Annotated in this window: 14 protein-coding genes; all 14 read left to right on the top strand. The window is 64.3% G+C overall.

Translation table 11 applies throughout. The features are described 5' to 3' along the window. On the top strand, positions 1–1,355 hold a 1,355-nt coding region (locus tag Q0H50_RS04745), incomplete at its 5' end, for a toprim domain-containing protein (protein ID WP_294419892.1). Between the two features lie 160 nt (positions 1,356–1,515). Next, positions 1,516–2,049, top strand: coding sequence for a peptide deformylase (gene def / locus Q0H50_RS04750; RefSeq protein ID WP_294419894.1), 534 nt, complete (start codon positions 1,516–1,518; stop codon positions 2,047–2,049). Positions 2,050–2,054: 5 nt separating this feature from the next. Further along, complete coding sequence (gene fmt / locus Q0H50_RS04755; protein WP_294419896.1) at positions 2,055–3,011, top strand: methionyl-tRNA formyltransferase; 957 nt, start codon at positions 2,055–2,057, stop codon at positions 3,009–3,011. Continuing rightward, a complete protein-coding gene (locus Q0H50_RS04760; protein WP_294419899.1) occupies positions 3,004–4,998 on the top strand; it encodes a transcription antitermination factor NusB in 1,995 nt (664 codons plus the stop codon). The genes fmt and Q0H50_RS04760 overlap by 8 nt, the downstream gene beginning before the upstream one ends. Positions 4,999–5,126: 128 nt before the next feature. Further along, positions 5,127–5,708: a helix-turn-helix domain-containing protein gene (locus tag Q0H50_RS04765; protein WP_294164036.1), complete on the top strand. Its 582-nt coding sequence runs from the start codon at positions 5,127–5,129 to the stop codon at positions 5,706–5,708. Between the two features lie 105 nt (positions 5,709–5,813). After that, on the top strand, positions 5,814–7,607 hold the full coding sequence (locus tag Q0H50_RS04770) for an AMP-binding protein (RefSeq protein WP_294419901.1): 1,794 nt from the start codon (positions 5,814–5,816) through the stop codon (positions 7,605–7,607). Between the two features lie 12 nt (positions 7,608–7,619). Beyond that, a complete protein-coding gene (locus Q0H50_RS04775) occupies positions 7,620–8,306 on the top strand; it encodes a hypothetical protein (protein ID WP_294419902.1) in 687 nt (228 codons plus the stop codon). Positions 8,307–8,428: 122 nt separating this feature from the next. Continuing rightward, complete coding sequence (locus Q0H50_RS04780) at positions 8,429–8,635, top strand: 4Fe-4S binding protein (protein WP_042434027.1); 207 nt, start codon at positions 8,429–8,431, stop codon at positions 8,633–8,635. Further along, positions 8,635–9,702, top strand: a complete 1,068-nt coding sequence (locus Q0H50_RS04785; RefSeq protein ID WP_294419904.1) for a 3-methyl-2-oxobutanoate dehydrogenase subunit VorB — start codon at positions 8,635–8,637, stop codon at positions 9,700–9,702. The genes Q0H50_RS04780 and Q0H50_RS04785 overlap by 1 nt, the downstream gene beginning before the upstream one ends. A gap of 1 nt (position 9,703) precedes the next feature. After that, positions 9,704–10,567 carry a thiamine pyrophosphate-dependent enzyme gene (locus Q0H50_RS04790; RefSeq protein ID WP_294419906.1) on the top strand — a complete coding sequence of 288 codons (864 nt, stop codon included), beginning with the start codon at positions 9,704–9,706 and terminating at the stop codon, positions 10,565–10,567. Then, positions 10,564–11,109, top strand: a complete 546-nt coding sequence (locus Q0H50_RS04795; RefSeq protein WP_294419907.1) for a 2-oxoacid:acceptor oxidoreductase family protein — start codon at positions 10,564–10,566, stop codon at positions 11,107–11,109. Before Q0H50_RS04790 ends, Q0H50_RS04795 begins: the two co-directional genes overlap by 4 nt. A gap of 359 nt (positions 11,110–11,468) precedes the next feature. Continuing rightward, entirely contained in the window at positions 11,469–12,218 is a 750-nt protein-coding gene (locus tag Q0H50_RS04800; RefSeq protein ID WP_294419910.1) for a DUF4352 domain-containing protein, read from the top strand. Between the two features lie 118 nt (positions 12,219–12,336). Next, positions 12,337–12,759 carry a helix-turn-helix transcriptional regulator gene (locus tag Q0H50_RS04805; protein WP_294419912.1) on the top strand — a complete coding sequence of 141 codons (423 nt, stop codon included), beginning with the start codon at positions 12,337–12,339 and terminating at the stop codon, positions 12,757–12,759. 90 nt (positions 12,760–12,849) lie between these two features. Further along, positions 12,850–14,107 (top strand): serine/threonine-protein kinase (locus tag Q0H50_RS04810; RefSeq protein ID WP_294419914.1); only part of this gene is annotated, 1,258 nt, incomplete at its 3' end.

A 14,107-nucleotide genomic window follows, 5' to 3' on the forward strand; every position in this document is an offset into this window, starting at 1 on the left:
AGGGCTTCGATTCCAAGGAGATGATCCAGGCCAATGTGGCCGTCGTCGGCTCCGATGGGCGCGTGCGCGACCGGTTCTTCAATCGCGTGATGTTTCCCATCAACGACGAGCAGGGGCAATGCATCGCCTTCGGCGGGCGCGTGATCGGCAAGGGCGAGCCGAAGTACCTCAACAGCCAGGAAACGCCCCTGTTCCACAAGGGTCGCATGCTCTATGCGCTTGACAAGGCGAAGGCGGCCATGGCCTCTACGGGCGTGGCCGTGGTGTCGGAGGGCTATACCGACGTCATAGCCATGCACGACGCCGGCATCCGCAATGCGGTCGCCACCCTGGGAACGGCGCTCACCCGCACGCACATCCGCGTGCTCTCGCGTCATGCCCGCAACCGGATCGTGTACCTGTTCGACGGCGATGCCGCAGGTCAGCGCGCCGCCGATCGCGCTTTGCAGTTCATCGACTCCTCTATGACGCCCGAGGCGGGCGCCGCGCGCATCGACCTGTTCGCCGTGACGCTGCCCGACAACCTTGACCCCGCGGAGTTCATCGACGCACATGGCGGCCAGGAGCTGCAGGCGCTCATCGACCAGGCGAAGCCCTTGCTGGAATACGGCATCGACCGAAGGCTGGGCAACTGGGACCTGTCGCGCGCCGAAGGCCGCTCGGGTGCTGTTGCCGATGCACTCAGCGTGCTGGCGCCCATCAAGGATTCTCTGCTCGCCAAGGATTATGCGCGTCAGATCGCCAGCCGCGCCCGTGCGGACGAGAAGGACGTGCTGGAGCAGCTGGCGGCGCTTAAACCGCCGCGCGTTTTCGATGCGGAAGCGCCTGCCGGCGGCGGCGCCAACGATCGCGGCACCCCTGTGGCCCCGATGCGTCGCAAGCTGCCGCAATCCGAGACGAACCGGCGCAGGTTCGAGCGCCAGCTTCTGGCGTTGTGCGCCGCGCGTACCGATCTTGCCTTGACCCATGCCGATGCGCTCGCGTCGGTGCAGTGGCACGACCCCGCCTGCGCGGCGGTCTCCGCCAGCATGCTCGATACCTTGGCGGAAGACCCCTGCGCCTCCCCGGCCGCCATCGTGAGCGCGGCCGCCGTGGCCGATCCGCGCGCATCCGGTTTTCTGACCAGGGGCGTTCCTGAATCAGCGGTGCCTGAGGATTTGGCGTCCTTTTTGGTCGAGGAGCTTTCCATCGGAGATGCCGAGGAAGCCGTTGCAGCCATGCGCGCGCAGATGTCGGCCCCTGCCTCCATGTCGGCTGAGGATTCCGAGCTTCTGTTCGAGACCGTGGCGGCCATGCAACGCGAGCTCACCGCCCGCAAAAGGGCGCATGCCGAAAGCGCCACCTCAAGCAGATAGGCCTTTGCGCTTCGCATTCATGCCGAGCAGGGGTTTTGTGGAACTTTGCGCCCGTAGGGGCCTTAGGTGCGCGCGCATGTCACAATAGTCAGATTAGAAAGGCGGGCGCGCTTGCAGCGCACCCGCCGCCAACCATACCAACCCGCTAAAGGAAATGCATATGCTTTCAATCGTGCAATCGCCCGACCCGCTGCTCAATACGGTGTGCGAGCCCTGCGATTTCAATGACAAGAGCCTGAAGCGCCTGGCAAAGCAGATGGCCCACGTCATGTATAAGAACGCCGGTTGCGGCCTTGCCGCGCCCCAGGTGGGCGTGCTCAAGCGCCTTGTGGTCATCGACTGCGACCAGGAGGACGGCGCCCGCGAGCCCATCGTCATGCTCAACCCCGTCATCGTCGCCCGCGAAGGCGAGCCGGTCGCGGAGGACGAGGGATGCCTTTCCATCCCCGGCATCTCCGTGCCCATCGCGCGCCCGCCCTTCGCCCGCTGCCGCTACTACGACCTTGAAGGCCAGCTTTGGGAGATCGAGGGCGACGGGCTGCTCGGCCGTTGCCTGCAGCATGAGACCGACCACCTGGACGGCGTCACCATGTTCGAGCGCGCCGAGCCCATGGCCCGTCTGAAGGCGCTTGAGGATTACGAGCGCGCCCTGGCTGCAGGTGCGCGCCCCGGCGAGACTTCCGTGGAGGCGTAGGGGACATGCGCATCGTATTCATGGGCACGCCGGATTTCGCCGCATCGGTGCTCTCCGAGCTTGCCACGCAGCATGACGTCGTGGCCGTCTACACGCGCCCCGACGCCGTGCGCGGCCGCGGCAAGCAGCTGGTGCCCAGCCCGGTGAAGGCAGAGGCGTGCGAGCGCGGCATCCCCGTGTTCACACCCAGGACGCTGCGCGACGCCGACGAGCAGCAAGCGCTCGCGGCGCTCGAGCCCGATGTCATCTGCGTGGCAGCTTATGGCATGCTGCTGCCTGCCGAGGTGCTGTCCATCCCAGAGCATGGCTGTCTGAACGTGCATGCCTCGCTGCTGCCGCGCTGGCGCGGCGCCGCGCCTATCGAGCGCGCTATCCTGTCCGGTGACGAAGAGGCCGGCGTGTGCATCATGCGCATGGAGGAAGGGCTCGACACGGGCGACTACTGCGTGTGCCGCTCGCTCGAAGTGGGCGACAAGAACGTCGCGCTGCTCACCGACCTGCTCGCCGACCTGGGCGCTCATGCGCTGCTCACGGCGCTGTCGCAGCTGGAGGCGGGATGCATCCGCTGGACGCGGCAGGATGAGGAGCACGTCACGTACGCCGAGAAGATCGGCAAGGACGAGCTTTCGCTCAGCCCGGCCGATTCGGTGGAGCAGGCGTGCCGCAAAGTTCGCGCATCAAGCGCAGCGCATCCGGCGCATGCCACCATCGCCGGCAAGGACGTGACCGTGCTTGCTGCGCAACCTGCACCCGTCGATCAGGCGGATGCGGCATGCGCGGGCATCAAGCCCGGCGGCGTGCGCTTCGCCGCCAAGCGCCTGTATCTGGGCGCTGCGGACGGCGTGATCGAGCTTACGGAAGTGAAGCCCGCAGGCAAGGCGGCCATGGCGGCCAAGGCGTTTGCCGCGGGCATTCAGGGAATCAAGGAAGACACCAAGACTTGGGAGGGCCCGCGTGGCTGAACAGCATAACAACGAAGGCGCGCCGCGTCAGCGCCTCGAAGGCGGCAACGGCGGCTATCGAAAGGGCGGCCAGCACGGCGGCTACGGCAATCGTCAGGGCGGCCCGCGCCGAGACGGCGGCAAGGGCGGCTTCGGCGGCCGCGACGACCGTCGAGGCGGGAATCGCGGTCAGGGCGGACGCGACGGCCAGCGTCGCGATGGCGGCAAAGGCGGCTATCGTGGTCGTGACGGCGAGAAGCGCGATTTCCGCGGCAACGGCGGTCGTGACGGCGAAAAGCGCGAGTATCGCGGCAACGGCGGGCGCGATGAGCGTCGCGGCGGCTACAACGGCAGCCGAGACGACCGCCGCGGCGGCTTCAAGGGCGACCGTGGCCCGAAGCGCGACTTCAAGCGCGACGGCAAGCCCGACTTCAAGCGCGAAGGCGCCGAGGGCGGCCAGCGTCCCGAGGGCGCGCAGCATGCCGGCGGCGATCGCCCCGCGCGCGAGCCGAAGCCCGATTTCCGCGGCCGCAACACCGCTCGCGACCCGCGTCGCAAGCCCGAGCAGGGTGCTCAGGGCGCGCCGCGCGGCGGCGAGAAGGGCGGCTTCCGCGGTTCGGCCAAGCCGGCACGCCCGCGTCGCAAGTCCAACGCCACGCCCGCTCGTTTGGCGGCGCTCGACGTGGTGCGCACCGTTCGCGAGCGCAACGCGTTCGCGCAGGACGTCATCGCCCAGGTGATCGACAAGTCCACCATGTCCGTTGAAGACCGTGCGTTCGCCACGCTCCTCGCCCTTGGAACGGTAAGCGCCCGCGGTACGCTCGACGAGATCATCGACCGCGCGCTCGACACGCCCGAGGATATCTTCCGCGAGACGCGCGATGCGCTGCAGATCTCCACGTACGAGCTCATCTTCCTGGGCAAGGAAGCCCATGCGGCCGTCGACCAGGGCGTCGAGATGGTGAAGTCGTTCAGCCCGGGCCCTGCGGCCCGCGTGGCTAACGCCGTGCTGCACAAGATCGTGCGCCTGCGCATCGACTTCCCGTTCGGCAACCCGGCCACCGACCTTGATGCGCTTGCCCGCACCCAGGCGTTCCCCACGTGGATGGCCAAGAAGCTCATGGAGGAGATGTGCCCGCAGGCCGCCATCGATTTCATGCGCGCATCCAACGAGCAGGCGCCGCTGTACGTGGCCGTCAACGCCTGCAAGGTGGATGACGAGCACGTGCTCAAGGCCTTCGAGCGCGCTGAAGAGGAAGTGCAGCCCGTGGCGCTCGGCGACATGAACGTGCAAGGCTGCCTGCGCGTGCCCGAAAGCCGCGCGCTGCTGGTGCCCGCGCTTGCGCGCCAGCTGGACCAGGGCAAGATCTTGGTCTCCGACGCCGCCGCGCAGATGGTTGCCGCCAACGTGCTGCCCGACGAGAAGCCCGAAAGCGTGCTCGAGATCGGTGCCGGCCGCGCCACGAAGACCATCCTGCTGCAGTCCAACGCCTGCCGCAAGTACGGGTCGCAGATCGAGGAGTACGTCACCATCGACAACCACGCCTACAAGACGCGCCTGCTTGAGAAGCGCGCCGAGCAGTACGGCGTCGTGGTGACCGAGGCCTTCACCGGCAATGCGCTGGAGCTGGACAACATCATGCCGGACCGCATGTTCTCGTTCATCTTCGTGGACGCCCCCTGCTCGGGCATGGGCACGCTTCGCCGCCACCCCGAGATCCGTTGGCGCACGAGCGAAGAGGACCTGGCCGGTTTCGTGGAAACCCAGCTCGGCATGCTCAAGGCCGCGGCGGGTCATGTTGCCCCGGGCGGTGCGCTGGCGTATTCCACCTGCACGGTCACGCGTGAGGAGAACGCCGGCGTGGTGAAGGCGTTCTTGGACAGCGAGGAGGGCGCAGGCTTCGCGCTCGATCAGCTGTGCGGCCGCAACTGCCTTGCAACCCGCCTTGCCCCCGGCTCGTCCGATGCGCACTTCGCCGTGCGCTTCGTCCGCAAGCCGCAGGAATAATATATGAACCCGCTTCATGCCGGCGAGGGCTTCTTCGCCGGCATGAAACATATTGGAAACAATTTCAAGCGTACTATCTTTATCACTGTGTGGAATAACGCGATTGCACGTGAGGAGGTCAGGTTTACATGGAGCCGAATTATCAAGAGGTGGCGAATAGGATTCGCGCGTTGCGCGAGGATATGGGCCTGACCATGCAGGAGATGGCCGATGCCACCGGCCGTAGCCTGGCGGAGTATCAGGCGCAGGAGTCGGGGGCGGAGGAGCTTTCGTTCACCTTCCTGTACAAATGCGCGGCGAATCTGGGCGTCGATCCCATCGAGCTGCTTACCGGCGAAACCCCGCATCTGACGGGCTACACCCTTACGCGTGCCGATGAGGGCCTGGCCGTCAAGCGTCGCAGCGGCCTTGAGTACCTGCACAAGGCCCCGCATTATCGCAACAAGCTGTGCGAGCCGTTCTTCGTGACGGCCGATTACCGCCCCGAGCTGCAGGACAAGCCCATCCATCTGTCCTATCACAGCGGGCAGGAGCTTGATTACATCCTGGAAGGCCGCATGCGCTTCCAGTACGAGGAGCACACCGAGGAGCTCGGCCCGGGGGATATGCTGCTCTATGATTCCGGACGTGGGCACGGCATGATCGCCATCGATGGCGCACCGTGCAAATTCCTGGCTGTCGTTCTGAAGGCGAAGGAAGACATTATCTAGGCAAGCGCTCGCCTAGGGTTGCTTGCCAAAAACCAACCTTCTTATCGACCGCATCGTGCGCGGCCTGGCTTCGCGCACCATATTTCAAGGAAGTTCGGCAACATCATGAGAAACATCAATTTACGTTACTGCGAGGAAACCTACGACGAGCAGGGCGTGCTCACCGATTTCAAGGTGAAGTGCCCCGATACCTTCAACTTCGGCTACGACGTGGTGGACGACATCGCGGATAACGACCCCGAGCGCCGCGCCATGATGTGGTGCAACCCCGAGGGCGAGGAGCATCTGTTCACCTTCGCCGACATGAAGCGTTGGTCGGATAAGACGGCGAACTACCTTGCCGCGCACGGCATCGGCAAGGGCGACATGGTCATGGTGATCTTGCGCCGTCATTATCAGTTCTGGTTCGTGGCCACCGCGCTCGACAAGCTCGGCGCCGTGATGGTGCCGGCCACGTTCATGCTCAAGGAGCATGACTTGGAGTATCGTTTGAACGGCGCCTCCATCAAGGCCGTCATCTGCACCTCCATCGGCACCATCGCGCAAGTGGTGGACAACGTGGTGGATCGTTGCCCCTCGGTCGAGAACCTGTTTTTGGTCAACGGCGCCGGTGGCGGTCTGACCGAGCAGGACGCGGATGGCAACTGGCTTGCCGTCGACGGCCCGGTGGGCGCGGTGCTTTCCGGCCCCGAGGGCGTGTGCGCCGTGCCCGCGCAGCGTGAGGGCTGGCATGATTTCAACACCGGCGTGCGCGATGCCGATGAAGGTTTCTCGCGTGTGGAAACCCACGTCGGCGACCCCATGCTCATGTACTTCTCCTCCGGCACCTCCGGCAATCCCAAGATGGTGTTGCACGATTCCTACTACGCGCTGGCTCATCTGGTCACGGCCAAGCATTGGCACAACGTCAAGCCCGACGGGCTGCATCTGACCATCGCCGACACCGGCTGGGGCAAGGCGGTGTGGGGCAAGTACTACGGCCAGTGGCTCATGGAGGCTTGCGTTCTCACGTACGACTTCGACCGCTTCCACGCCGATGAGATTCTGGACCTGATCCCGCGCTACGGGGTCACCACGTTGTGCTGCCCGCCCACCATGTATCGCATGATGATGCAAGCTGACGTCGATGCCCACGATCTGAGCACGCTCACGTATTGCACCACCGCCGGGGAGGCGCTCAACCCCGATCTGTTCGACTTCTGGAAGGAGCACACGGGGCTGACCATCTTCGAGGGCTTCGGGCAAACCGAGACGCCCCTGACGGTGGCCAACCTCACGCATGCGGTTCCCAAGCCCGGGTCCATGGGCCATCCTTCGCCGGCGTTCACCATCGAGGTGCAGCGCGGCGACGGCAGCCGTTGCGATGTCGGCGAGACGGGCGAGATCTGCATCGACGTGCACGAGAAGGCTCCGGGCATCATGCTGGAGTACTACCGAAATCCCGAGAAGACCGAAGCCGCCGTGTACGACGGTTGGTACCACACCGGCGACACCGCTTGGGTCGACGAGGACGGGTACCTGTGGTATGTCGGCCGCAACGACGACGTCATCAAGTCGTCCGGGTATCGTATCGGGCCCTTCGAGATCGAAAGCGTGCTGCTCGAGCACGATGCCGTGCGCGAATGCGCCGTCACCGGCGTGCCCGATCCCGTGCGCGGCAAGGCGGTCAAGGCCACTGTGGTGCTTGCCGAGGGCTTTGCAGGCTCCGAAGTGCTTGTTCGCGAGCTGCAGCAGTGGGTCAAGCAGCGCACGGCGCCGTACAAGTACCCCCGCATCGTCGAGTTCGTCGATGCGCTCCCCAAGACCGTCAACGGCAAGATCCGCCGAGCCGCCATCCGTGAGGCGGACGAAAGCCAAGAGGGCAAGCCGAAGACCAAGGTGCCCGAGGGTTTGGTGTAGGGCCTTTTGAGCATGTTCGATATCAAACGGTTGAAACCGGTAACCGTTATCACGGGGCATTATGGGGTCGGAAAGACCAATCTGGCCATCAACCTGGCCCTTGATGCCCGGTATGCTGGGCTGGAGGTGCGCGTTGCCGACCTGGACGTGGTCAACCCGTACTTCCGCAGCAGCGACTACCGGCATCTTCTCGAGAACGCCGGCGTGCAGGTGATCGCCCCGCGGTATGCGGGCACCACGCTCGACGCGCCGGCCATCTCCGGGCAGGTTTCGGCCGCCCTCGACTGGGCGCGCGGGGAAACGGGAAGGCTGCTGCTCATCGATGCGGGCGGCGACGATGTCGGGGCCACGGCGCTCGGCAGGTTCGCTCGCGGCATCGCCGAGGGGGATTACGACCTGCTGTACGTGGTGAACCGCAGCCGCAACCTCGTGCACGATCCCGAAGAGGCGCTTTGCGTGCTTCGCGAGATCGAGGCAGCCAGCCACCTGCATGCCACGGCGGTTGCTAACAACACGCACCTGGCCGGCTTCACCGACGGGGAAGTGCTCGCACGCGGCGCTGCGTTCGCGCAGGAGGTTGCCGCGTCCGCCGGCTTGCCCTTGGTGTTCTCCGCGGTGCCTCGAGACATGCTGGAAGATGCCGATATCCCGGGCGTGCGCTATCCTGTTTCGGTGCACGTGAGAAAACCCTGGGAGTGAGATAAGGTTCATCCCTGCGAACCCGAACGGGGCGACGCCGCGGTTCGGGGCAGGGTTTCGGGGGAGTGTTCGATAACCATATGCCGGCCTTTTGCGCCGGCTCAGACGAGAAAGGAAGGCTCATGGCAGCGATAACGGTCGATGACGGTTTCTGCAAAGGCTGCGGGTTGTGCGTTGATGCATGCCCGGCGCACATCATAGAGCTTGACCGTTCCCGCATCACGGCGAAGGGCTATCATCCGGCCCGGCTGATCGATGCGTCCAAGTGCACGGGCTGCTGCTCGTGCGCGCTTATGTGCCCTGACGTTGCGATCGAGGTGATGCGCTGATGTCTCAGGAAAAGGTGCTCATGAAGGGCAACGAGGCCATGGCCGAGGCGGCCATCCGCGCTGGATGCCGCTTCTTCTTTGGCTATCCCATCACGCCGCAGACCGAGGTTGCCGCCTACATGGCCAAGCGCATGCCCAAGGAGGGCGGCACGTATCTGCAGGCGGAAAGCGAGATCGCGGCCATCAACATGGTCTACGGTGCATCGTCTGCGGGCGCGCGCGTCATGACGTCGTCGTCTTCGCCGGGCGTGTCTCTCAAGGGCGAGGGCGTGTCGTACATGGCGGGCGCCGACCTTCCCGGCGTCATCGTCAACGTCCAGCGCGGCGGCCCGGGTCTTGGCGGCATCCAGCCTTCCCAGTCCGATTATTGGCAGGCCACGCGTGCCATGGGCCATGGCGACTTCCAGGTGCTCGTGTTCGCGCCTTCCACCGTCCAGGAGATGGCCGATCTGGCGTACCTGGCTTTCGAGAAGGCCGACGAGTACCGCATGCCTGCCATGATTTTATCCGACGGCATGCTCGGCCAGATGATGGAACCTGTCGTGCTTCCCGAGCGCGTGGAGCAGCTGCCGGAAAAGCCCTGGGCCACCACCGGCCATAACGGTAAGCGCAAGCACAACATCGTGGACTCGCTCTACCTGACGGCCGATGAGCTTGAGCGCCTCAACGTCGAGCGTTTCGAGCGTTACGAGACGGTGAAGGCTCGCGAGCAGCGTGCCGAAGCGTTCATGTGCGAGGACGCCGAGATCGTGCTCGTTTCCTTCGGCGCCACCGCCCGCATCGCGCATTCGGCGGTCGTTCGCGCCCGTGCCGAGGGCATCAAGGCGGGCCTGTTGCGCCCCATCACGCTGTGGCCGTTCCCCGTGGACGCTATCGAGGGTTGCATGGGCACCGCGAAGGCGTTCTTGTCGGTGGAGATGAACATGGGCCAGATGGTCGACGACGTGCGCTTGGCGGTCGACGGCCGCGTCCCCGTGGAGTTCTTCGGACGCACGGGCGGCATCATCCCCACGCCCGACGAGGTGCTGGGAGCTATCCGCAAGCTTGCGGGGAAGGGTGGTGAATAGCATGGCTGAGCAGAAACAGGGCGAAGGCCGCGTGGTGTTCTCGCGTCCGAAGTCGTTGCTGCCCGTGGTCACGAACTACTGCCCGGGTTGCCCGCACGGCATCGTGCACCGTTTGGTAGCCGAGGTCATCGACGAGCTTGATATCGAGGGCCGCACCGTCGGCGTGGCGCCGGTCGGCTGCGCCGTCACCGCGCCGGACTTCTTCGGCTGCGACATGATCGAGGCCGCGCACGGCCGCGCCCCGGCGGTTGCCACGGGCGTCAAGCGCGTCCTGCCCGACAACGTGGTATTCGCCTATCAAGGCGATGGCGACCTTGCCTCCATCGGCATGGCCGAGACCGTGCACGCGGCAACGCGCGGCGAGCATATCACCGTCATCTTCATCAACAACGCCATCTACGGCATGACCGGCGGGCAGATGGCGCCCACCAGCTTGCCTAACCAGGTGACGCAGACCAGCCCGTACGGCCGCGACGTCTCCACCGCCGGCTACCCGGTGCGCGTGTGCGAGCTGCTGAGCAGCCTTGACGGTCCGGCGTATCTGGAACGCGTGACCGTGGATACGCCCAAGCACGTGCGCCAGGCCAAACGCGCCATCAAGAAGGCGTTCCAGAACCAGATCGACGGCATCGGCTACTCGCTGGTGGAAGTGGTGTCCACGTGCCCCACGAACTGGGGTCTCACGCCGCAGGACAGCTTCGCGTGGATGCGCGAGAACATGCAGCCGTATTATCCGCTGGGCGTGTATCGCGATGTGGTGGCTGATGGATTTGAGAATGCGGCGCAGGCAGCCGCGGCGCGAAACGCCGATTGCCCGGTTGCCCATCCCGAGAAGTTTGCGGAAGCGAAGGAGGGTGCGCGATGAGCGAACAGAAACGTTGCATGCAGGCCGTCCTCGCCGGATTCGGCGGCCAGGGCATCCTGTTCGCCGGCAAGATCATCGCCAACGCCGGCCTGCTGGAGGACCGAGAGCTTTCCTGGCTTCCCAGCTATGGTCCCGAGATGCGCGGCGGCACCGCCAACTGCAGCGTGTGCGTCTCCGATGACCCCATCGGCAGCCCGCTCGTGCTCAATCCCGACGTGCTCGTGGTGATGAACCAGCCGTCGCTCGACAAATTCGAGCACAGCGTGCAGCCCGGCGGCCTGGTCATCGTGGACAGCACGTTGGTGCCGAACATCCCGGATATGCCCGGCGTCACGGTCTGTGCCGTGCCTGCCACGGCCATCGCCGAGGAGGCGGGCCTGAAGGGCCTGGCCAACGTCATCTTGGTGGGCAAGCTGTTCGCCGAAACGCATTTCTGCAGTGAGGAGACCATCCGCGCGGCCGTTGCCGCCGTGGTGCCCGCGCGCAAGAAGGACAAGCTTGCCGGCAACCTGCGCGCCCTGGAGCTGGGCATGCAGGCCTAGTCTGCGACTGGCATCGCAGACTGATCGCATGGGCGGGACGGCTGCTTGGCGGGTCGGGCCGGGCATGCAGGCTTGATCCGAGCTTGATGCTGCCTAGCTGCGCGATAGCCTGGGTCTTGTAAACTGATTCGAAGCCCAACCGGTAACCGATGGTGACCGGTTGGGCTTCGTTGTGCTCACATGCGGCAACTGCTCTTATTCGCTGAGATGGTTCTATCTCATTCGTATGTGGCCGCCCTCCCTTTTCGCCGAAAAGGTTTCGGAATCGTAGCTGCCAGCTAATGAAATCATACGGCCCTTTCCCTAGCATTGACATCGTTTCAGCACGTCAGTGCTTCGTTTAGGGAAAGGGAATGCTCATGGAGACCAACACCGTGCAAGCCGCGCCGGCTGCGCATCCGTCGAAATCGGGGCTGGGGATCGCCGGCTTCGTTTTAGGGATCATCGCCTTGGCGACGTCGTTTCTGCCCATCATCAACAACTTCTCTGCCTTGCTCGCCGTGATCGGCTTTGTGCTCGCGCTTATCGGCACGATCGCGTGCGTGAAGGGGAGGAAGTCGGGCAAGGGACTGTCCATCGCCGGCGTGGTGATGAACGTCATCGCTTTCGTCGTGGTGCTGGCCACGCAAAGCATGTACAGCTCGGCTATCGATGATGCCTTCTCGGGCACCTCCGTGGCTCCGCAGCCCGCTGCCGATCAGCCTGCGTCCAAAGCTCCTGCTTCCGATGAGGCCGCCGATGATGCCCAGGCCGCTGCGGCAGGCAACTCCATCACGCTGAAAAACGGCTTGGTGCTCACGATCAGCGGCGTGGTGACCGGGCTGCAGAACTACGATGGTTCGCCTATTACGCAGGTGAGTGTGACCTACCAGAACAACGGCAACAGCCAGGCGTCCTTCAATCCTTACGATTGGAAGGCCGAGGATGCCCAGGGTGCTCAGCGCTCGCAAACGTATTACTCTAACGGCGAGAACGAGCTCAATTCCGGCACCCTTGCCGCCGGCGGCACGGTTTCCGGCAACCTGTACTTCGAAGGCGACGTGGTGAAGGTGCTGTACGAAAACGCCTTCATCGGCCGCGGTTCGGATGTTTCCTGGGATATCGTCTAGGTTTCGCGAAAGATCGTGCCCATCGGGTCAGGCGGTCGCGCCCGTATCCGATGGGCATTTCTTTGCTACTATGGAATCAAGGAAACGAAAACCGGCGAAGCGCAGAAGGAAGCGGCGAGTGAAAGAACCCATGACCGAGGATTTGCTCAACGAGCTGCTCGATTCGCCCGACCCTGCCGTATTCGCCAGCAAGCACGAGCTCGCGTGCCGCAGCCTGCCCGATTACCTTCAGCAGCTGCTTGACGAGCGAGGCCTGAGGCGCCCTGAGGTTGTTCGTCAGGCGGGTATCAACCCTACGTTCGGGTATCAAATCTTCGTCGGCCAGCGCAACCCTTCGCGCAACAAACTGTTGCAGCTGGCATTCGCCATGAAGCTGTCGCTGCGCGAGACGAACCGCCTGCTGCAGGCGGGCGGCTGCAACGAGCTGTATTGCAAGAACCGCCGCGACGCCATCATCATCTTCTGCATCACCCATGGCGAAACGCTGCAAACCGTCGATGAGCAGCTGTACGCCTTTCGCGAGGACACCATCACCGAGTAGCTCGCGATGCCGGGAGGCGTCGCCTTTCCGGTCCCGTTTGCGGTATGCGGGCATTGGCGGTCTGAGGTATCTGCTACCATCATCATCGTTATGAACGAATCCCTTCAACAACATCTTGACAGCCTTGCGCGCGATGAGTGCTATCGCGTCGATGCCGTATTGAAGGAAGGCCGGTACGAGCGAACGGAGCGCGTCTTTTTCGTCGGGGCCAACGGCGCCGAGCAAGGTCCCTACGTGCGCAAGGTGTTCGATGCCGAATCGGGGCTGGGCGGCGCGTATGGTCGCGTGCTGGCCGCGCAACGTCAGGGCAAACGGTTTCTGCACCTGCCGCGCATCATCGATTGCTATTCGCTCGGTGAGCAGGATGCGGTTGTCATGGAATTCGTGCGCGGCCGCACGCTTGCCGATGAGGTTTACGAAACCGGTCCGTCGCTTGACGTGGCCAAACGGTTGTTTCCCGGCATATGCGACGCCATCGCCGAGCTGCATAATCGTTTCGATCCACCGCTCATCCATCGCGATATTAAGCCGTCGAACTTCATGGTCGATGGGGATACGGTATTGGTGATCGACCTGGGCATCGCCCGTACCTTCGATAAGGATGCTGCGTGCGATACCAGCCATTTCGGCACGCGCGCCTATGCGCCGCCCGAGCAGTTCGGCTACGGGCAAACCGATGTGCGCAGCGATGTGTACGCCTTGGGCATGCTGCTGTTCTACCTGCTGTGCGAGGAGACGCCCGTTCCATCGATGGTTCAACGGCGCTTGCGCGCCCATGGGGTTCCCGAATCAGTGCGCGACGTGGTGGCCCAGGCGACGGCGTTCGACCCTGCCGATCGGTTCGGGTCGGTGGCGGCGATGCGCGCGGCGTTCATGTACGCGGTGGGGTGCTCCGTTGATTTTCGCCGGGGAGCTCTCGCTGCTGATGGGGTTTGCGTGCAGGATTCTGGGTCCCAGCCTGATCCCGGAACGGATAATGCTTTGCTTCCTGGCAACGTTGGACACGTCGCTGATCCAGATGGCGCTGACTTCGCACCTGCTCCGATCGGGTCGGCTGTGCCGTTTGCGACACCTGGTGCATCCGAATCGCGCGGTATCAAGGCGCGGGGGAGATTCGGGGCTTTTGCGCATGGCGCAATGGTCGCCTTGCGGTGGCTGTGGGAGTTTTCGTCCGGCATTGCGCGTCGCCTGCCTTTGGGCGTGGGGGTGGCGTGGGATGCCTTGCTGGCGGCCTGGGGCGCGGTCATGGTCTTCGCGTGCGTAGCCTCCTGTATGAATCCGCAGGGAGATATGGCTCGTTTGCCCGCCTTCGCTTGCGCGGTCGGTTATGTCTGCATCTGGCTGGTCA

This window comes from uncultured Senegalimassilia sp., from assembly GCF_934632265.1.
Taxonomy (GTDB): domain Bacteria; phylum Actinomycetota; class Coriobacteriia; order Coriobacteriales; family Eggerthellaceae; genus Senegalimassilia.

Bases quoted from the DNA above. Each gene is read 5' to 3' on its own strand.
- Q0H50_RS04785 (WP_294419904.1), top strand. From the start codon at position 8,635: ATGTCTCAGGAAAAGGTGCTCATGAAGGGCAACGAGGCCATGGCCGAG.
- Q0H50_RS04775 (WP_294419902.1), top strand. From the start codon at position 7,620: ATGTTCGATATCAAACGGTTGAAACCGGTAACCGTTATCACGGGGCAT.
- Q0H50_RS04780 (WP_042434027.1), top strand. From the start codon at position 8,429: ATGGCAGCGATAACGGTCGATGACGGTTTCTGCAAAGGCTGCGGGTTG.
- Q0H50_RS04765 (WP_294164036.1), top strand. From the start codon at position 5,127: ATGGAGCCGAATTATCAAGAGGTGGCGAATAGGATTCGCGCGTTGCGC.
- Q0H50_RS04795 (WP_294419907.1), top strand. From the start codon at position 10,564: ATGAGCGAACAGAAACGTTGCATGCAGGCCGTCCTCGCCGGATTCGGC.
- def (WP_294419894.1), top strand. From the start codon at position 1,516: ATGCTTTCAATCGTGCAATCGCCCGACCCGCTGCTCAATACGGTGTGC.
- Q0H50_RS04770 (WP_294419901.1), top strand. From the start codon at position 5,814: ATGAGAAACATCAATTTACGTTACTGCGAGGAAACCTACGACGAGCAG.
- Q0H50_RS04790 (WP_294419906.1), top strand. From the start codon at position 9,704: ATGGCTGAGCAGAAACAGGGCGAAGGCCGCGTGGTGTTCTCGCGTCCG.
- Q0H50_RS04800 (WP_294419910.1), top strand. From the start codon at position 11,469: ATGGAGACCAACACCGTGCAAGCCGCGCCGGCTGCGCATCCGTCGAAA.
- fmt (WP_294419896.1), top strand. From the start codon at position 2,055: ATGCGCATCGTATTCATGGGCACGCCGGATTTCGCCGCATCGGTGCTC.